Source organism: Pseudomonas sp. 5P_5.1_Bac1, from assembly GCF_025466015.1.
GTDB lineage: Bacteria > Pseudomonadota > Gammaproteobacteria > Pseudomonadales > Pseudomonadaceae > Aquipseudomonas.
The window spans coordinates 211,021-229,056 of sequence record NZ_JANLNX010000055.1; the positions used below are offsets into that span (position 1 = coordinate 211,021).

The following is an 18,036-nucleotide window of genomic DNA, read 5'->3' on the forward strand; positions in this document are numbered from 1 at the left end:
ACGAGAGCACTCCCCATGTCCAAGCCTTCCCGCTCCTTGAGCGACCTGCTCACCATCAGCCGCGAGGCCTCCAACCGAAACAGCAGCAATGAGCCTGACGGTCCTTGTGTCAGTTGCAAGCGCACCCTCACGATCTTGCCACTGCGCTACAGCGTGATGTCCGGCCTGGACCGGACCATCGTCGAAAAGCTGGCTCCGATGCTACCCCCTCACCTGGGCAAGCGCCTGGCGCCCTCGCTTGCTCACAGCCGCTACGCCATACGCAGCGTGCGCGAGGGCTACGTCTACGTGTTGGTCAAACGCACGGGCAAGGACTACGTGTGCGAAGCCACCTACCGGGCGCACGACAGCGGTTTGCTGGAGCCCGTGCTGCCCCTCTATCCAGGCACTCCGGTGGGTGGTGTCCTGGCGCTGGGAGGATGGACCCTGACCGTAGCGGATCCGGAAGATGTGGACGAAGCGCGGCTGTTGTTCACACCGGATCCACTCAGTGCCGACATGCTCGAGCGTCACCTGAGCAGCAACCGCTACCGTGACCGCCTGCAGAAGTTTGACCTGCGCACGCTCGCCAACAGTTGTGGAGTGTTCGACGACGTCATTACCCCGTCGCATGTCGACAGCCTCGTTGCGGAGTTCCTGGCCGTCGATGATGCCGCCGCGAGGGCCATGCTGGAGAAACAGGCATTTCCGCCCTTTCGCAGCGCACTTGCCCCTGGAGACGTACCCAGGGACATGGATTCCATCTACCGCAACGCGCTGGAGCGCTTGATGGACGGCGGCGGTGTCGCGGTTGTCCTTGATGACCCGATTGGCATCGTTCAGGAACTGAATGCCTGGCGCAATGACGCCATCGAGATGAATCTGCCCTGGCTCAAGACCGTCGATGCGCAAGGCATCAGCAATGAGCGCCGCTATGTGGTGGCCGAGGCGCTGGACGACGTGAAGATGGCCATGCAACTGGGGTATGTCGAGAAGGCCGTCGAGAAGGCTGCTCGCCAGGACCGGGACGCCAAGGGCCGCGCCATGATGCACCAGGCCCGTTTCGGGACCAATTATGCAACGCTGGAAAGACGCGAGCCGTATGACTCGGAGCGCGTAAGAAGCCAGGCCGAGTCCGAAAAAGAGTCGGCCTTCAAGCCGTACCAGGACAGGCTGGACTGGAAAGCCAAGGAGCGGATTCAGGCCGAGTTTGCCAGGGTCGATCGCAAGGCCCAGGAGGAAATGGACAGACGCGGGGACGACCATCTCGCCTGGCTGGACAGCGAGATGCTGGAACACGCGCTCGACGTCTACGATCGTCATCAACCGGTCTGGGGGCAGGCGTTCGCGAGCCAGATTGCCTTGTGCCTGCTCGGCATGAATGCAAGCAGCAAGGGCGCAGCGAAACTGGCGTCGTGGTGGTCGGACACCGACATCAGCAAACGCAATCTGGCCTGGCGTGCCTTGACGCGTAATAACATCGACATCGCAAGGGAAGCCCGGGCGGCATTTGCCACTGCAAAAGTCGCGGCCAACGACCTGACTGTCGATAACCTCGTCACCGAGCTGGGTGCTGCCAGTGCCTGGTTTCAGAGAGTCGTCGATCTTTTGATCAAGGTGGATGCAGCCGTTCAAATGGCGATCGTGGCTGGTGGCTCTCGCTGGTTCGATCCGCAGCGGCTCCCCCTGACGCTGTCGCTTTTCGCGTCCCTTCACGAATATATGCTGAAGCTACTACCGGTTAACGCGACGAACCGCCTGCTGTTGAGCCCGATGCTCGGTTTCGTGCATGCCATGCTGGGAGAGGTGACGACCCGTCTACGACTGAGCGAACTGGCGGCAGCCGGGCTGACGGCTAATCCCAACCGGGTTTCGGGTCAGGTGAATTCCCATATCGCCCGGGTTCGGGACTCCGTAATGCGGGAATTTCAGAACACTGGAAAGGGCATCTTTCACCAACTGCGTGGCGGCACACTGCTGGCGTTGCTCGAAGGCATCATTCTCGGCGTGAAGATCTCGAAAATGGACGAGGGTGAAAAGGAATACCTGGAGTTCAAGGCGGCACTCCTGATTACCACGGCTGCAACAGTCGAGCTGACGGCACTGGGGGTGCAAATGGTTGCGAACCGGTATGCGTCGACGGGGGTTTTGGGGCGTGGGAGTGCGGTCACGCTCGGGGGGTTGCGGTTGGTGGGGGGGAGTTTGGCGAGTGTTGGTGGGGCCATGCTTGCTTTTATTGATTTTGAAGATAGCAGTAAGGCATTTGAAAAAGATTACAACATTCTTAGTGGCGCTTACTTTGCCCGAGGCAGCGTATCGCTGGGGGTGTCCGTTCTTGCGGGGGCGGCATCCATTTCGTCTACGGGTCCGTTATTACGTTTTATCTTCGGACAAAATAGCAATTTGAAAATAATCTCAGCAATAGAAGGTCTGGCCGGCTCCAAGTACGCGCCAATAATACTTAGGCTGATTGGTATTGGCAGCATAGTTACTTTGGGGATAAGCGTGGCGATGATTTATCTATATCCTGATGACATGGAAGAGTGGTGCTGGCATAGCTGTCTCAAGAAATGGAAATCGGGTGTCTTATTGAAGCCATTCAAAGACCAGGAAACAGAGTTGCAAAAACTGTATGAAGCACTTGAGGCATTGACCTGAATGTACTGGATCGAATGGATGCTCTGGCATATCCAGACATCGCCTCATGAAAGTGAGCAATGGCAAGATAAACTTAGGAAGATTCAAGCCGCTGAGGGTATGGGAAAAGGAAGAGATAATTTCCTCGGGATTCCCTATCGGGCAAGCGAAACCCCATCTGGTGAAGGGTCGACTTATGAAATTAATGAAAGATATATTGAGCTTATTGCTGGGGAGTCACAAGAGCGCCGAGGGCTGATTACGTATATTTCTATTATTATTGGCGGTTTTTTATTTAAGCTTGTTAGTTTTGCGATTATTACAAACACTGTCTGGTTTACCGCCATTCATCCCTCGCTAAAAACCCCAGCAACTGCAGGAGGGTTTGCGCTCGGTATATTTATGCTTTTTCTGACAGGTAGTTTTTTTTACGTAACAGCCCGTTACGCACGTACTTTAATAACCCTCGAAAACTTCGTTCAACGCCGGATGCTGATCCGCTTCAATCGCGTAACGCGCCAAGTCTATCTGCACCGGCCTCGATTCGCTGGTGGCGTGACCGTTTTTGCCTGGGAGCAAGTATCTGCCGAGGCCGTGGTGGGTGAGGAGGAATCAGCCAACATAGGCAGAAAGCTCATCCTGTCGTGGGGCCCCAGCATGCCCGACCTGCCTCATCTGCATGTTGTTTTCGTCGGCAAACGCGCCGATGGCACCAGCGATATCGTCAACCTTTGGGAATTCATACGCCGCTATATGGAAGAGGGACCGCAGTCGGTGCCCGTACCGAAAAAATTGCTGAGCAAGGTGCCATGGCCGTGGCTGTCAGTAATGGCGTCCTTGAGCTTTTTCAGGCCGCTGTGGCGTGCCGGTATGCATTGGCAGGTTGCCTGCTGGGTGGCACTGACTTCTCCGGCTTTTGCGCTACATGCCGTAGGCCACTGGATATCGCTGCTGCTGTGCTGGGAGCCCCGCTGGCCGAGCATCATCCGAGAGGCCGGGCTGCCCGGAAAACCAGTTCCGCCATTATCTACCGCTGCTGACTGGCCACCGCTGCCCAAGGTGGAGCCCGCCGGGAAAAAACCACGACGTGCCCGCAGGCCCGCGAAAAGCGGTGCGCAATCGGGCGAACAAGCGTCGCAAGTGACAGGGCAGAGTATGTCTGAAGTTGCCTCCGATCTTGAGCCAGACGCTCGTCGACAAGAGCTGAAATGAGCGGAACCTTGAGCCTTCATACGGGGTTTGACGAGCTGGGAGTCGGATGGCTATTGAAACCATTCAAGGATCAGGACATGGAACTACAAAAACTCTATGAGGCTCTGGAGGAGGAGCTCTGAATGTATTGGATTGAATGGATGTTGTGGTACGTACAAACCTCTCGCCGCAACAGTGAAATGTGGCAGGAAGAAAAAGAAAAATACTTGGCTGAAAAACTAGCTGGAAAATACAAACACGAAGATGACTTGCCCGGAATTCGAGACCGGGTCAGTGAAGCTCCGTGTGCGGACGGCTCGATCTATGAGTTCAATGAAACCTACATTGAGATTATGGCAGGAGAATCACAGGAGCGGCGCGGCGTTATTACTTACCTAACAGTGTTCACTATTTATTTACTTTGCACTCTTTCTGGTGATGCGGCGTTAGACAATACGGTCTGGTTTACAGGCGTATATTACTGGGGAAAAGACGCTGCAACAGTAGGCGACTATGTGTTTGCGGCCTTCACCGGTGCTCTGACCGTCGGATGCTTTTACGTAGTAATCCGATATGCACGTATTTTCATAAATCTTGAAAACTTCGTTCAACGCCGAATGTTGATCCGTTTCAATCGGGTCACGCGTCAGGTCTATCTGCACCGGCCTCAATTCGCGGGGGGCATTACCGTTCTGGACTGGGAGAAGGTAATCGTTGACGCGGGAGTAGGCCACGAGGAAGGCGCTCACACAGGCACGAAACTCATTCTTTTATGGGAGCCTTCCACGCCCGACCACCCTTACCTCCATATGGTCTTCGTTGGCAAACGCGTCGATGGCACCAGCGATATGGTCAATCTCTGGGAATTCATTCGCCGTTATATGGAGGAAGGTCCGCAATCGGTACCCGCACCGAAGAAATTGCTCGGCAAGGTGCCATGGCCGTGGCTGTCGGTAATGGCGCCCCTGAGCTTTTTCAGGCCGCTGTGGCGTGCCGGTATGCGTTGGCAGGTCGCCTGCATTGTGGCGCTGACCTCTCCGGCTCTGGCATTGCATGCCGTGGGCCACTGGATATCGCTGCTGCTGTGCTGGGAGCCCCGCTGGCCGCGCATCATCCGAGAGGCCGGGCTGCCCGGAAAACCAGTTCCGCAACTATCTACCGCTGCTGACTGGCCACCGCTGCCCAAGGTGGAGCCCGCCGGGAAAAAACCACGACGTGCCCGCAGGCCCGCGAAAAGCGGTGCGCAATCTGGCGAACAAGCGTCGCAAGAGGCAGGGCAGAGCACGCCAGAGTCTATGTCCGGCCTTGAGCCAGATGTTCATCGCCAGGAGTTGAAATGAGCCGACCTTTCATTGTTCTCGGCGACACCAGTAGCCATGGTGGCACGGTACAGACTGCAACCACCGGTTTCACCGCCAATGGCATTGCCGTGGCAGGGCATGGCGACACACTTGAGTGCCCCCTGCACGGGAGGGTTGCCATCGAGGCGGCAGGACGCGGGATGCGAGCCAATGGCAAGACACCCGCGCGAGACAGTGACACTGCTTCTTGCGGGGCCAACCTGATCGCTTCTCAGAAAGGCATCAGGTGGCAGGGATGATGGCTCTGCTCAGCGTCGGCCAAACATCAGCGCACCCGCACTTTTCCACGCTTCATGCTGATACTTGTTCAGGGCCGCAGGCGGGGTCAGGTCATGCTTCTTGCCTTGCGCGGTGATGGTCTGCGGCGACACCAGGTGCACTTCGCAGCCGTCCAGCAACTGCAGCAGGCCTTCCATCTTGAAGGTCACCGGGCCGCCGGCGAAGTCGCCTTTCTTGCCACGCTTCTTGATCGCCACGTGGGTGATGCCGTGCTCGTTCACGAAGGCCTGGACGCGGGCGGCGAACGCTTTGACCTGGGCGGCGTCTTCGTCGTCGTCCAGGGCAATTTTCTTGGTCGCGACGGGCTGGTGCAGCGGCAGGCCGCCGTCGAGGCTGGCGACGGCCAGCAGGGCTTCGCTGCCCTTGAGTTCGATACCGCAGATTTTCATGTCGTGCTCAATCGGAAGTGGGCAGGCCGAGGGACTGCAGATACTCGGAACGGTCATCGTTGCGCTGGGCGATGCAGGTGTTTTGCGCCGCCTCGAAGGCCTTGCCGGCGGGGATGTCGTAGGTTTCGACACGGCAGTCGGCATCGCGCAGTTGCTTCCAGATTGCCTCGGCATCGTTCAGGCGCTTGCTCAGCTCGGCGATTTTCGTGGCCTTGCCCGCGTATTGCTCCTTGATGCGGTCCTGCAGGTCGGCGAAGGCCGCCTCGAGTTCACGTTCGGAACTGGTGCGGCTGAAATGCGCGCACTCGTAGTTCTGCTGATCGGTCTCGACGTTGTCGCATGGCGTGCTTTCTTCTTCGCTGGCGTGGGCGCCAACGGCAAGGGTGGCCAGCATCAGCCAGACCATCGATTTCATCTGCGGCATCCTCCCAAAGGAACATGGGCAGGGATTCTCGCTCAGCGCCACGGCAAAGAACAGCGCCTCTCCATGAAGGTTTGCAGTTGTTGATAATGATTGTCGGCTTTCATGGGTATCGCCGGCGATTATGCCGGCGACTGCTGCGATGTACGGCTGTTCAGCCGCGTGGGCATCCCTCGAGCAAACCGTTACAGGTGTGCACCGTCGATCAGAGCGCCAGCCGCGCAATGAACTGGCTGGCGTTGCCGCCGAGCTTGTCCAGCACGGCTTCGCGCACCTGGCGGTAGACCCCGGTATTGAGCACGGCCAGTTGCGCCGAGCGGTACACCTGGACTTCGTGCTGTCGGTAGGTGAAAAACAGGATTTTGTAGCGCAGCGCGTTGTGCACGAACTGCATGCAGTTCAGCAGCATCGACACGTTGCCCTCCGCCGTTTGCGAGCACGGCAGGATCTGGAACATGCCCAGCCAGCCGTGGTCGCTGTGGTGCTCGAACAGCGCCAGGGCCTGCGGCTGCTTTTTCAGCGCCGCGAAGGTCTTCTTCAGCACCGGCGCGAAGCCGGCGCCGCCCACCGCGGACTCGATGATGTCGAGGGCCACTTGATCCATGGTGAAGGCATCGTGCTTGGGCACATAGTGCTCGATCGAGCTGTTGGAGACGGTCCAGCCCAGTTTGCCCAGCCCTTCGGTATAGAAGCGGAACCACGCTTCGCGCTGCTGCGTCTTGTCGAATGCCGCGCTCGCGGCCAGTTGCATGAGCAGCGTGCTGTTGAGCACATCTTCGCGGTTCTGCGGGCTCAAGCCGGAGACAAAGGACACCACGCTGTGCCCGGCGATGTTGGCGCTGTCGGTATCGGAAATGGCGCTGGCAGGAACTGTCTCCGCTTGTCGCAGCAGTGCGTCGGTATCCGGCAGCGACAGCGAGGCGATGAAATCGAGCGTTTGGTCAGGTTGGGTCATCACGAACTCCATTGAAGTGGTCAGCGCCGCCGATACTGGCGGCAGCCCGACCCTTGCTGGCAGATGGACACCCTTCACGCCCGGCCTGCCTTTCCCGGCCGGCTCGCGACGCTTTGTCGCGCTTTGACGCTTTCGGCAATTCCCCTGTCGTTTTTGCACCGGGGCGACAATCCCCCGAGGCATATGCTGGCTCCAATAGCGCCGGCAGACGATTCGGCGCGGGAATACCAAAAAAGGGGACTGCCTGATGAGCCCGGCCGAATTACACGCAGACAGCATCGTTATCGACGGGCTGATCATCGCCAAATGGAACCGCGAACTGTTCGAGGACATGCGCAAAGGTGGCCTGACCGCGGCCAACTGCACCGTGTCGGTATGGGAAGGCTTCAAGGCCACGGTCGACCAGATCGCCGCCAGCCAGAAGCTGATCCGCGAGAACGGCGACCTGGTCATGCCGGTGCGCACCACCGCTGACATCCGCAAGGCCAAGGAACTGGGCAAGACCGGCATCCTCTTCGGCTTCCAGAACGCCCACGCATTCGAAGACCAGATCGCCTACGTCGACGTGTTCAAGCAGTTGGGCGTGGGCATCGTGCAGATGTGCTACAACACCCAGAATCTGGTCGGCACCGGCTGCTATGAGCGTGACGGCGGGCTGTCGGGCTTCGGTCGCGAGATCGTCGCCGAGATGAACCGCGTCGGCATCATGTGCGACCTGTCCCACGTCGGCTCCAAGACCAGCGAGGAAGTCATCCTCGAATCGAAAAAACCGGTCTGCTATTCCCACTGCCTGCCTTCGGGCCTCAAGGAACACCCGCGCAACAAGTCCGACGCAGAACTGAAGTTCATCGCCGACCACGGCGGCTTCGTCGGCGTGACCATGTTCGCGCCCTTCCTGGCCAAGGGCATCGACTCGACCATCGACGACTACGCCGAAGCCATCGAATACACCATGAACATCGTCGGTGAAGACGCCATCGGCATCGGCACCGACTTCACCCAGGGCCACGGCCAGGACTTCTTCGAGTACCTGACCCACGACAAGGGCTACGCCCGTCGCCTGACCAACTTCGGCAAGATCATCAACCCGCTGGGCATCCGCACCGTGGGCGAGTTCCCCAACCTCACCGAGACCCTGCTCAAGCGCGGCCATTCCGAGCGCGTGGTGCGCAAGATCATGGGCGAAAACTGGGTCAATGTCCTCAAGGACGTCTGGGGCGAGTGAATACCTCTGGAGTCTCGCGAGCACGCCGATAGCTGCGTCAGGTCCTCACGATAAGCTCGCCGTACCTCGGTACTGTCTCGCTTCTCGTTCCGGTCCTTCCTTGCTCTCGACGCGCTCGCAAGCCTCCAAAGGCATTCACAGCGGCTTTTTATCAAAAAGCAAAGCCAAAGCGGCTTTGCAGCTCGAATACCTAATTTTCTGGAGTTGAGTTTCCATGGCCAAGATCGCCCCGCAATTGCCAATCGAAGTCGACAGCGAGACCGGTGTCTGGACCAGCGACGCCCTGCCGATGCTCTACGTGCCACGGCATTTCTTCGTCAACAACCACATGGGCATCGAGGAAGTGCTGGGCGCTGATGCCTACGCCGAGATCCTCTACAAGGCCGGCTACAAGTCCGCCTGGCACTGGTGCGAGAAAGAAGCCGAATGCCACGGCCTGGAAGGCGTGGCGGTGTTCGAGCACTACATGAAGCGCCTGTCCCAGCGCGGCTGGGGCCTGTTCAAGATCCAGGACATCGACCTGGAAACAGGCACCGCCAGCGTCAAGCTCGAACACTCCGCGTTCGTCTACGTCTACGGCAAGGTCGGGCGCAAGGTCGACTACATGTTCACCGGCTGGTTCGCCGGGGCCATGGACCAGATCCTCGCCGCCCGCGGCAGTTCGATCCGCACCGTCGCCGAGCAGGTCTACGGCGGTTCTGAAGAAGGCCACGACGACGGCCTGTTCATCGTCAAGCCGTTGTAAGTCGGGGAGTCCGCGCCATGGCATTCGAAGCTATGTTCCAGCCGATCCAGATCGGCAAACTGACCATCCGCAACCGTGTGCTCAGCACCGCGCACGCCGAGGTGTATGCCACAGACGGCGGCATGACCACCGACCGCTATGTGAAGTACTACGAAGAGAAGGCCAAGGGCGGCATCGGCATGGCCATTTGCGGTGGGTCTTCAGTGGTCGCCATCGACAGCCCGCAGGAATGGTGGGCGTCGGTGAACCTGTCCACCGACCGCATCATCCCGCACTTCCAGAACCTCGCCGACGCCATGCACAAGCATGGCGCCAAGATCATGATCCAGATTACCCACATGGGCCGTCGCTCGCGGTGGGACGGCTTCAACTGGCCGACCCTGATGTCGCCGTCGGGCATCCGCGAACCGGTGCACCGCGCCACCTGCAAGACCATCGAGCCAGAGGAAATCTGGCGGGTGATCGGCAACTACGCGCAAGCGGCGCGCCGCGCGAAGGCCGGCGGCCTCGACGGCGTGGAGCTGTCGGCGGTGCACCAGCACATGATCGACCAGTTCTGGAGCCCGCGCGTCAACAAGCGCACCGACGAATGGGGCGGCAGCTTCGAAGGCCGGATGAAGTTCGGCCTGGAAGTGCTCAAGGCCGTTCGCGCCGAGGTTGGCCCGGATTTCTGCGTCGGCATGCGTATCTGCGGTGACGAATTCCACCCCGATGGCCTCAGCCACGAGGACATGAAGCAGATCGCCCAGTACTACGACGCCACCGGTATGGTGGACTTCTTCGGCGTGATCGGCTCGGGCTGCGACACCCACAACACCCTGGCCAACGTCATCCCGAACATGAGTTATCCACCGGAGCCGTTCCTGCACCTGGCGGCGGGCATCAAGGAGGTGGTGAAAGTCCCGGTGCTGCACGCGCAGAACATCAAGGACCCGAACCAGGCCACGCGCATCCTCGAAGGCGGTTACGTCGACATGGTCGGCATGACCCGCGCGCACATCGCCGACCCGCACCTGATCGCCAAGATCAAGATGGGCCAGATCGACCAGATCAAACAGTGCGTCGGTGCCAACTACTGCATCGACCGCCAGTACCAGGGCCTGGATGTGCTGTGCATCCAGAACGCCGCGACCTCCCGCGAATACATGGGCGTGCCGCACATCATCGAGAAATCCACCGGGGCGAAACGCAAGGTGGTGATCGTCGGTGCCGGCCCGGCGGGCATGGAAGCGGCGCGGGTTGCCGCCGAGCGTGGCCACGACGTGACCCTGTTCGAGAAAAAAGACCAGATCGGCGGGCAGATCACCACTGCCTCCAAGGCGCCGCAGCGTGACCAGATCGCCGGCATCACCCGCTGGTATCAACTGGAACTGGCGCGGCTGAAAGTCGACCTGCGCCTGGGCACCGCGGCGGATGCCGACACCATCATGGACCTGCGCCCGGACATCGTGGTGCTGGCGGTGGGCGGCCATCCTTTCGTCGAGCAGAACGAGCACTGGGGCGCCGCCGAAGGTCTGGTGGTCAGCAGTTGGGACGTGCTCGACGGCAAGGTCGCGCCGGGCAAGAACGTGCTGGTCTACGACACCATTTGCGAGTTCACCGGCATGTCGGTGGCCGACTTCCTCGCCGACAAAGGCAGCCAGGTCGAGATCGTCACCGACGACATCAAGCCGGGCGTGGCGATCGGCGGAACCTCGTTCCCCACCTACTACCGCAGCATGTACCCCAAGGAAGTGATCATGACCGGCGACCTGATGCTGGAAAAGGTCTACCGCGAGGGCGACAAGCTGGTGGCGGTCCTGGAGAACGAATACACCGGCGCCAAGGAAGAGCGGGTGGTCGACCAGGTGGTGATCGAGAACGGCGTGCGGCCTGACGAGGCGCTGTATTACGGGCTGAAAGAGGGTTCGCGGAACAAGGGCCAGATCGACGTCGAAGCCCTGTTCGCCATCCAGCCGCAGCCGATCCTCAGCCAGCCGGGCGAAGGCTATTTGCTGTACCGCATCGGCGACTGTGTGGCCCAGCGCAATACCCATGCGGCGATCTATGACGCCTTGCGGCTCTGCAAGGACTTCTGATCGGGCGCGGGAGCGGGCTGTTCGGGGGCCGCGTTGCGGCCCATCGCGAGCAAGCTCGCTCCTACAGATAATCGGTGCGCCGCAGTTCTTGCAGGAGCGAGCTTGCTCGCGATGAGGCCGGCCCCATGCAACCACTCCAGTGGGAGCTTCCCATGCTGAACGTTCTTCTTCCCATCCTGCTGTTCGCCGCGCTCGGCCTGGCCGTGCTCGGCGCCGTGCGGCGGGTGCGCATGTGGCGCCAGGGGCGACCGTCGCAGGTCAACCTGCTGGCCGGCCTGCTGGCCATGCCGCGGCGTTATCTGGTCGATCTCCACCATGTGGTGGAACGCGACAAGTACATGTCGAAAACCCACGTGGCTACCGCCGGCGGCTTTGTCCTGTCCGCCGTGCTGGCCATCGTCGTGCACGGTTTCGGCCTGCATAACCGCATCCTCGGCTACGCGCTGCTGGCCGCCACCGTGGTGATGTTCTGCGGTGCGCTGTTCGTCTTCAAACGCCGGCTCAACCCGCCCGCGCGTCTGTCGAAAGGCCCGTGGATGCGCCTGCCGAAAAGCCTGCTGGTGTTCTCCACCACCTTCTTCATCGCCACCCTGCCGGTGGCCGGCATCCTGCCGGAAGGCTTCGGCGGCTGGTTCGTCGTTGCCCTGCTCGGGCTGGGCGTGGTCTGGGGCGTGTCCGAGCTGTTCTTCGGCATGACCTGGGGCGGGCCGATGAAACACGCCTTCGCCGGCGCCCTGCACCTGGCCTGGCACCGCCGCGCCGAACGCTTCGGCGGCGGTCGCTCCACCGGCCTCAAGCCGTTGGACCTGGAAGACCGCAGCGCGCCGCTCGGCGTGGAAAAACCCAAGGACTTCACCTGGAACCAGTTGCTCGGCTTCGACGCTTGCGTGCAATGCGGCAAGTGCGAGGCCATGTGCCCGGCCTTCGCCGCCGGCCAGCCGCTGAACCCGAAAAAGCTCATCCAGGACATGGTCATCGGCCTGGCCGGTGGCACCGACGCGCAGTTCGCCGGCAGCCCTTATCCGGGCAAACCCATCGGCGAGCACGGCGGCAACCCGCACCAGCCGATCGTCAACGGCCTGGTGGACGCCGAGACGCTGTGGTCCTGCACCACCTGCCGCGCCTGCGTCGAGGAATGCCCGATGATGATCGAGCACGTCGATGCCATCGTCGACATGCGCCGCCACCTGACCCTGGAAAAAGGCGCCACGCCGAACAAGGGCGCCGAAGTGCTGGACAACCTGATCGCCACCGACAACCCCGGCGGCTTCAACCCCGGCGGGCGGATGAACTGGGCCGCCGACCTCAACCTCACGCTGCTGTCCGAGGTGAAGAGCACCGACGTGCTGTTCTGGGTCGGCGACGGCGCCTTCGACATGCGCAACCAGCGCACCCTGCGCGCGCTGGTCAAGGTGCTCAAGGCCGCCAACGTGGACTTCGCCGTGCTCGGCCTGGAAGAGCGCGACAGCGGTGACGTGGCCCGCCGCCTGGGCGACGAGGCGACCTTCCAGCAACTGGCCAGACGCAATATCCAGACGATGGGCAAGTACCGTTTCCAGCGCATCGTCACCTGCGACCCACATAGCTTCCATGTGCTGAAAAACGAATACGGCGCGTTCGGCGGCGACTATCAGGTGCAGCACCACAGCACCTACATCGCCGAACTGCTCGCCGCCGGCAAACTCAATCTCGATGCGCACAAGGGCGGCAGCGTGACGTATCACGACCCGTGCTACCTCGGCCGCTACAACGGCGAATACGAGGCGCCGCGCCAGGTGCTGCGCGCCCTCGGCATCGAGGTCAAGGAAATGGAACGTTCCGGCTTCCGCTCGCGCTGCTGCGGCGGCGGCGGCGGCGCGCCGATTACCGACATTCCCGGCAAACAGCGGATCCCCGACATGCGCATGGACGACATCCGCGAGACCGGCGCTGAAGTGGTGGCGGTGGGTTGTCCACAATGCACCGCGATGCTCGAAGGCGTGGTCGAGCCCCGTCCGCTGATCAAGGACCTGGCCGAACTGGTGGCCGACGCCCTGGTGGAAACCGAGGCGCCGAGCAAACCGGCGGTGAACAAACGTGAACCCGCGGAGGTGCACTGATGAGCGACATTATCCGCCGCGACCCCCGCGCCGAATGGATCGCCCGTAACCGCCTGCACCCGCTGCACGCGGCCATGCAGGTGCAACAGACCACCTGGATGGGGCCCAACGGCGTCATCCGCAAGAATCCCCATGCGCTGGGCTTTATCGGCCCCAACGGTCTCAAGCGGATCGACCGCAGCGGCGCCCAGCAGGGCGGCACCAGCGGCAAGCGCAGCGCCGCCGCCGCAGTGCAGTTGCCGCTGCACCAGGTGCCGGCGCCGGCGTTCTACATCGCCGTGGTCCCGGACATGGTTGGCGGTCGCCTGAGCAGCCACGACCGCGACTTGCTCGGCCTGGCCCACAGCCTCGCCGGCAGCGACGGCGCGGTGCTGGCGGTGGTGTTCGGCGAGCACAAGGAGAGCAACTTCACCGGCAACGGCGTCGATCGCCTGCTGGTCATCGACGGCGACGAATTCCAGGGTTATGCACCGGAGCAACGAATCCAGGGCCTGCGGGCTGTGGATAACCAGCTCGGCCCTCGGCATTGGCTGCTGCCGGACAGCCGCACCGGCGGCGGCGAACTGGGCCGGCGCTTTGCCGCGGCCCTGGGCGAACGCCCGGCCACGCGGGTCTGGCAGGTCAAGGACGGCGTGTGCAGCGGCCGCGCCGGTGCCGGCCAGCAGGACCTGGTGCGTACGCTGCCGCGGTTGATCCTGGCGTCGGCCGAATGCGCGGAGCCGGTCAGCGAAACCCGTCACGAAGCCCTGCCGGTGGAGTTGTCCACAGGCGTGGCGCGCAGCCTTTCTCGCATCGAAGACCTCGGCCCGGTAGCCGTGGACCCGGCGGCGATTGCCATGGCCGAAGCCGAATTCATCGTTTCGGGCGGCAATGGCGTCAAGGACTGGGCGCTGTTCCACCGTGCCACGGTCGCACTCGGCGCCACCGAAGGCGCCTCGCGGGTGGCGGTGGACGACGGCTTCATGCCGCGCAACCGCCAGGTCGGCGCCACCGGCACCTGGGTCACCGCGCGGGTTTATGTGGCGGTGGGCATTTCCGGGGCGATCCAGCACCTGCAAGGCATCGGCGCTTGCGACAAGGTGGTGGCCATCAACATGGACCCGGGCTGCGACATGATCAAACGTGCCGATCTATCAGTGATAGGCGACAGCGCGGCAATCCTCCAGGCGCTGATCGAGGCTGTGGAAAACTTCCGCAACGGCGCGCAACGCGACGCGGCATAAGGGCAGGGGACAGTTATGAACACGAAGGTCATCAGCCTGGTTTCGGTCGGCGCCCACCCCCTCTCGGGACGCAGCCGCCGCGCCGAACAGGACGCCCGCGCCGTGGAACTGGGTCTGCAACTGGCAGGCGAAGGGCTGCAGGTGCTGCACGCCGGCGACCCGCACGAAGACGCCTTGCGCGCCTATCTCGGCATGGGCCTGGCGCACCTGGATGTGCTCGAACAGCCCGCCGGCACCGATGTGCTCGGCGTGTTGGGCGATTACTTGCGCGATGCCGGTGCACAACTGGTGCTGACCGGCAGTCAGGCGGAAACCGGCGAAGGTTCGGGCATGCTCCCGTACCTGTTGGCTGAGCGCCTGGGCTGGCCGCTGGTGGTGGGCCTGGCCGAGGTGGAATCCATCGACAACGGCACCGCCCAGGTGCTGCAGGCGCTGCCGCGTGGTCAGCGGCGCCGGCTCAAAGTGCGCCTGCCGTTTCTCGCCTCTGTGGATAACGCCGCGCCGAAACCCCGGCAGACTGCATTCGGCCCGGCTCGGCGGGGTGTGTTGGCGGCGCGTGAAGTGGCGATTGTCGAGGACGAACTGCTCGCCAGTGCCGAACTGCAACCGGCCAAACCCCGGCCCAAGCGGCTCAAGGTGATCAAGGCGAAGAGCGGCGCCGACCGCATGAAAGCCGCGACGGCCAAGGCCAGCGGCGGTGGCGGGCAGGTGCTCAAGGATGTCAGCCCGCAGGCGGGGGCCGAGGCGATCATCAAGTTGTTGGTGGAGGAGGGCGTGCTGCGCTGACGGGTTGTGCACAGAGACTGTTGGCCTGGCTGTGGATAAAGTGTTTGCTATCGGCTGGAGGCCTTGCTGGGTGGGGCTTTCAGAGTTTTGATCGAATTTTGATCAATTTTCTGCTGCGGGCAGGCAGTGCGCGATCGCGAGCAAGCTCGCTCCTACAATGCCCTGTAGGAGCGAGCTTGCTCGCGATTCGGCCCCCCCCAAAAAATACGTGGGTGGTACGTCTCGGCCCTGTTGAATCCTCTCGCAGACAAAAACCAGCACTTGCCCACAATCCTTGTTAGCGCCTCTGTGGATAAACTGTTCCGTATCAAGATAAATTCTTTAAATACAATAACTTGTCGTTTTTGATCAAAAAACAACCAAACCCCGCCTTTCACTCTCCGAATCCCCGTTAAAGCCCCAAAAACCGCAGCGTTGGTGAGTTATCCACTCCTGCTCCTCAGGCGGGAAAAGTTCCACACAATCTCTGTTGGCCTGCTTGTGGATAAGGTGTTCGCCAACCGCTACACGCCTTGAATTCAAAGGCTTGTAGCGTTTTGATCAAAAAACGACCAAATCACGCCTGTGAACAAAATCCAGCACAAACGCAGTTTTCCACAGCGGTTGCCCACAATTGCTGTGGGTCGTCCTGTGGATAAAGTGTTTGCGAAGGGCGTTCTTCCTAATGAATACGGGTGTTTTTCGTGGGTGTTCAAAAAACAACCAGCGAATGCGGGGCTGCTACCTGATAGATCTGTCAGTAGCGGCGCAATCGTGGATGGGGTTAGCGTGGCGCCATAGGGTTCAACGGCGTCGGGGATCTTGTCATGGCTGTCCATAAAACCGCTCAAACGTGCTTGCTGGCAACCGATGCCAAACAAACACCCCTCGCCGAATTCGCTGGCGCGGCACTCCAGCGTGTGAGCTACAGCCCCTATGGCCATCAGAGCGCCAGCGCGCCGCTGGCAAGCCGTACCGGCTTCAATGGTCAGCTCAGGGAGCCGCAGGGCTGGTATCACCTGGGCAACGGGCACCGGATTTACAACCCGGTGCTGAGGCGTTTTCACAGCCCTGACCATTTGAGCCCATTCAGCGACGGTGGATTGAACCTTTATAGCTATTGCCTCGGCGACCCGATCAACTACACCGACCCCACCGGGCGGGCCGTGAACTGGCTGGGAAGAAACCCGTTCCACAGCCTGTTATTGAACGTGAGCTTGCTGGTGGCCAACGTCGTGGCCTCTGTCCTCGTGCCACCTGCCGGCCTCACCTTGTGGTCAGCGCGTCTCAGTATGGTCGGGGCGACAACGGGTATCGTGGGGGCCAGTATGCAGATGGGCGGAGCTGAAGCGGGCAAAGCGGTCTCGATTGTCGGCACCTTCGTGTCGATGGCAGGGGTTGCCATGCGCGCGGGGCTTGGTGTTCAAACGCTTTACCAGACCCGTGCCACTCTACGGCCGGATCTTGGCAATCGACTGAAAAACATGTTCTTGGGGGGTTACAAGGCGCCTCCTGCTCCTTCGGTGGTTCAGCCGGTTGCCTCACCACCAGCCTCACCCCCCATCTCACCCGGTTCGGCTATCAGTCGCCCCCTTTCTCCCGGCTCGTTCAATTCGCTTTCGAGCCATGCAAGCACGGTGAAGCACGCGCCGGTCACGCCGTCGGATGTAAGCCCTGGCAGCTTTACCTCTAACGGATTGTCAGAGACGACCTCCTCAATCAGGACGAGTATCCGCACATGGGTAATCTAGATTTTGATTTGCGCCGGACTCTCCTTCTTGCCGTTGACCGTAGTCAAAGCGTATTGGCCGAAAGAGCGCCCGACGGCACCCGCCGCATTGCTTACAGCCCTTATGGCAGCCAGCAGGCAGGCGTTCAGGCGCGATCGCACCTCGGTTTCAACGGCGAACTGCGGGAGCGACCACAAGGCTGGTATCACCTGGGCAATGGCCACCGGATCTACAACCCGGTGTTGATGCGCTTTCACAGCCCGGACCGGCTCAGCCCGTTTGCCGAGGGTGGTTTGAATCCGTATGCCTATTGCCTTGGCGATCCGGTGAATTACGTCGATCCGACCGGCCGTGCCGCTAGCTGGGAGCACGTTCTGACGGGCGTGACCATCGCGATGGGGTTGGTGCTGGGGGCTAAAGCGGTGTTCCTCCCGAAGATCGCGAAGATGGCGACCAAGAGAAAGATTGACCGGTTGATGAGGTACTTCACGGCCAAGCCGCCGATTCTCGGTTCTTCCCTGGGCGGCCTTGACCGCATCAATGCCTTGATCGGGATCGGCGGTGCGCCTCTGGGCTTTACAGGGGTCGGTCTGGGTTCAAATGAACACCCTTCGGAGGGCATGCAAGCGCTCTCGACAGCGCTCATGAGCGTCAGCGCTGTCCTGGGCGTGCAACAGATCCTCGGGCGGGCGCTGGTGCAGCTCTATCCGGTCGTTCCCCAGTCGCCAGGCCTGGCGACGGCAGCCAGGTGGATTCATGGCAAGCACAAAGTGGAGGCGGCTAAAGGTGGCAATGCGGTACGTGCAATAGCGGAAGGAGTAACGGTCTCTGGACCGAGGGGGACAAGACGTTCCGGTAAGGCTGCTCCCCCCCCAGTGTGAGCACCACGCCGTTACCCCCTCTCCCAGAGCCATTTAACCGTAATGGCACTTATCGCCAGGCCAGGCGCGGTCGTGACC

Annotated in this window: 15 protein-coding genes; 12 read left to right on the forward strand and 3 right to left on the reverse strand. The window is 61.2% G+C overall.

Annotated features, from left to right (window positions below; genetic code table 11):
- Nucleotides 1-15: 15 nt before the first annotated feature.
- The 4 genes from NTD82_RS12180 to NTD82_RS12195 all read left to right on the forward strand — a co-directional run bounded on the left by NTD82_RS12180 (nt 16) and on the right by NTD82_RS12195 (nt 5,407).
- The gene (locus tag NTD82_RS12180; RefSeq protein ID WP_262128909.1) at nt 16-2,637 is read left to right on the forward strand and encodes a T6SS effector BTH_I2691 family protein; all 2,622 of its coding nucleotides are present in this window, start codon (nt 16-18) and stop codon (nt 2,635-2,637) included.
- Nucleotides 2,638-3,828, forward strand: coding sequence for a DUF6708 domain-containing protein (locus NTD82_RS12185; RefSeq protein WP_262128910.1), 1,191 nt, complete (start codon nt 2,638-2,640; stop codon nt 3,826-3,828). It abuts the gene before it with no gap.
- 122 nt (nt 3,829-3,950) lie between these two features.
- The gene (locus tag NTD82_RS12190) at nt 3,951-5,147 is read left to right on the forward strand and encodes a DUF6708 domain-containing protein (protein WP_262128911.1); all 1,197 of its coding nucleotides are present in this window, start codon (nt 3,951-3,953) and stop codon (nt 5,145-5,147) included.
- The gene (locus tag NTD82_RS12195) at nt 5,144-5,407 is read left to right on the forward strand and encodes a PAAR domain-containing protein (protein WP_262128912.1); all 264 of its coding nucleotides are present in this window, start codon (nt 5,144-5,146) and stop codon (nt 5,405-5,407) included. The genes NTD82_RS12190 and NTD82_RS12195 overlap by 4 nt, the downstream gene beginning before the upstream one ends.
- Nucleotides 5,408-5,416: 9 nt before the next feature.
- Here the strand turns inward: NTD82_RS12195 and NTD82_RS12200 are convergent, their stop codons facing one another.
- From NTD82_RS12200 to NTD82_RS12210, 3 genes are all read right to left on the reverse strand, one after another.
- The gene (locus NTD82_RS12200; RefSeq protein WP_095156251.1) at nt 5,417-5,836 is read right to left on the reverse strand and encodes a DUF3010 family protein; all 420 of its coding nucleotides are present in this window, start codon (nt 5,834-5,836) and stop codon (nt 5,417-5,419) included.
- Between the two features lie 7 nt (nt 5,837-5,843).
- A complete protein-coding gene (locus tag NTD82_RS12205; protein ID WP_095156250.1) occupies nt 5,844-6,251 on the reverse strand; it encodes a lysozyme inhibitor LprI family protein in 408 nt (135 codons plus the stop codon).
- A 211-nt stretch (nt 6,252-6,462) separates the two neighbouring features.
- Nucleotides 6,463-7,212: a hypothetical protein gene (locus tag NTD82_RS12210; protein WP_262128913.1), complete on the reverse strand. Its 750-nt coding sequence runs from the start codon at nt 7,210-7,212 to the stop codon at nt 6,463-6,465.
- A 247-nt stretch (nt 7,213-7,459) separates the two neighbouring features.
- Here NTD82_RS12210 and NTD82_RS12215 point away from each other — a divergent pair, with 247 nt between their 5' ends.
- The 8 genes from NTD82_RS12215 (at nt 7,460) to NTD82_RS12250 (ending at nt 17,958) form a co-directional block, all read left to right on the forward strand.
- Nucleotides 7,460-8,437 (forward strand): dipeptidase, encoded by a 978-nt coding sequence (locus tag NTD82_RS12215; RefSeq protein WP_095156248.1) that lies wholly within the window; start codon nt 7,460-7,462, stop codon nt 8,435-8,437.
- 214 nt (nt 8,438-8,651) lie between these two features.
- Nucleotides 8,652-9,182 carry a DUF5943 domain-containing protein gene (locus tag NTD82_RS12220; protein WP_262128914.1) on the forward strand — a complete coding sequence of 177 codons (531 nt, stop codon included), beginning with the start codon at nt 8,652-8,654 and terminating at the stop codon, nt 9,180-9,182.
- Nucleotides 9,183-9,199: 17 nt separating this feature from the next.
- Nucleotides 9,200-11,260, forward strand: a complete 2,061-nt coding sequence (gene dgcA / locus NTD82_RS12225; RefSeq protein ID WP_262128915.1) for a dimethylglycine demethylation protein DgcA — start codon at nt 9,200-9,202, stop codon at nt 11,258-11,260.
- A gap of 152 nt (nt 11,261-11,412) precedes the next feature.
- Nucleotides 11,413-13,359, forward strand: coding sequence for a dimethylglycine demethylation protein DgcB (gene dgcB, locus NTD82_RS12230; protein ID WP_262128916.1), 1,947 nt, complete (start codon nt 11,413-11,415; stop codon nt 13,357-13,359).
- Entirely contained in the window at nt 13,359-14,582 is a 1,224-nt protein-coding gene (locus NTD82_RS12235; protein WP_262128917.1) for an electron transfer flavoprotein subunit alpha/FixB family protein, read from the forward strand. The genes dgcB and NTD82_RS12235 overlap by 1 nt, the downstream gene beginning before the upstream one ends.
- Nucleotides 14,583-14,597: 15 nt before the next feature.
- A complete protein-coding gene (locus NTD82_RS12240; protein ID WP_175653392.1) occupies nt 14,598-15,368 on the forward strand; it encodes an electron transfer flavoprotein subunit beta in 771 nt (256 codons plus the stop codon).
- Nucleotides 15,369-16,174: 806 nt separating this feature from the next.
- On the forward strand, nt 16,175-17,098 hold the full coding sequence (locus NTD82_RS12245; RefSeq protein WP_262128918.1) for an RHS repeat-associated core domain-containing protein: 924 nt from the start codon (nt 16,175-16,177) through the stop codon (nt 17,096-17,098).
- On the forward strand, nt 17,086-17,958 hold the full coding sequence (locus NTD82_RS12250) for an RHS repeat-associated core domain-containing protein (protein ID WP_262128919.1): 873 nt from the start codon (nt 17,086-17,088) through the stop codon (nt 17,956-17,958). The genes NTD82_RS12245 and NTD82_RS12250 overlap by 13 nt, the downstream gene beginning before the upstream one ends.
- The last annotated feature ends 78 nt before the right edge of the window (nt 17,959-18,036 follow it).

Coding starts and splice junctions, on each gene's coding strand:
- dgcA (WP_262128915.1), top strand. CDS start 9,200: ATGGCATTCGAAGCTATGTTCCAGCCGATCCAGATCGGCAAACTGACC.
- NTD82_RS12250 (WP_262128919.1), top strand. CDS start 17,086: ATGGGTAATCTAGATTTTGATTTGCGCCGGACTCTCCTTCTTGCCGTT.
- NTD82_RS12245 (WP_262128918.1), top strand. CDS start 16,175: ATGGCTGTCCATAAAACCGCTCAAACGTGCTTGCTGGCAACCGATGCC.
- NTD82_RS12195 (WP_262128912.1), top strand. CDS start 5,144: ATGAGCCGACCTTTCATTGTTCTCGGCGACACCAGTAGCCATGGTGGC.
- NTD82_RS12200 (WP_095156251.1), bottom strand. CDS start 5,836: ATGAAAATCTGCGGTATCGAACTCAAGGGCAGCGAAGCCCTGCTGGCC.
- NTD82_RS12180 (WP_262128909.1), top strand. CDS start 16: ATGTCCAAGCCTTCCCGCTCCTTGAGCGACCTGCTCACCATCAGCCGC.
- NTD82_RS12190 (WP_262128911.1), top strand. CDS start 3,951: ATGTATTGGATTGAATGGATGTTGTGGTACGTACAAACCTCTCGCCGC.
- NTD82_RS12235 (WP_262128917.1), top strand. CDS start 13,359: ATGAGCGACATTATCCGCCGCGACCCCCGCGCCGAATGGATCGCCCGT.
- NTD82_RS12240 (WP_175653392.1), top strand. CDS start 14,598: ATGAACACGAAGGTCATCAGCCTGGTTTCGGTCGGCGCCCACCCCCTC.
- NTD82_RS12205 (WP_095156250.1), bottom strand. CDS start 6,251: ATGAAATCGATGGTCTGGCTGATGCTGGCCACCCTTGCCGTTGGCGCC.
- NTD82_RS12210 (WP_262128913.1), bottom strand. CDS start 7,212: ATGACCCAACCTGACCAAACGCTCGATTTCATCGCCTCGCTGTCGCTG.
- NTD82_RS12215 (WP_095156248.1), top strand. CDS start 7,460: ATGAGCCCGGCCGAATTACACGCAGACAGCATCGTTATCGACGGGCTG.
- NTD82_RS12185 (WP_262128910.1), top strand. CDS start 2,638: ATGTACTGGATCGAATGGATGCTCTGGCATATCCAGACATCGCCTCAT.
- dgcB (WP_262128916.1), top strand. CDS start 11,413: ATGCTGAACGTTCTTCTTCCCATCCTGCTGTTCGCCGCGCTCGGCCTG.
- NTD82_RS12220 (WP_262128914.1), top strand. CDS start 8,652: ATGGCCAAGATCGCCCCGCAATTGCCAATCGAAGTCGACAGCGAGACC.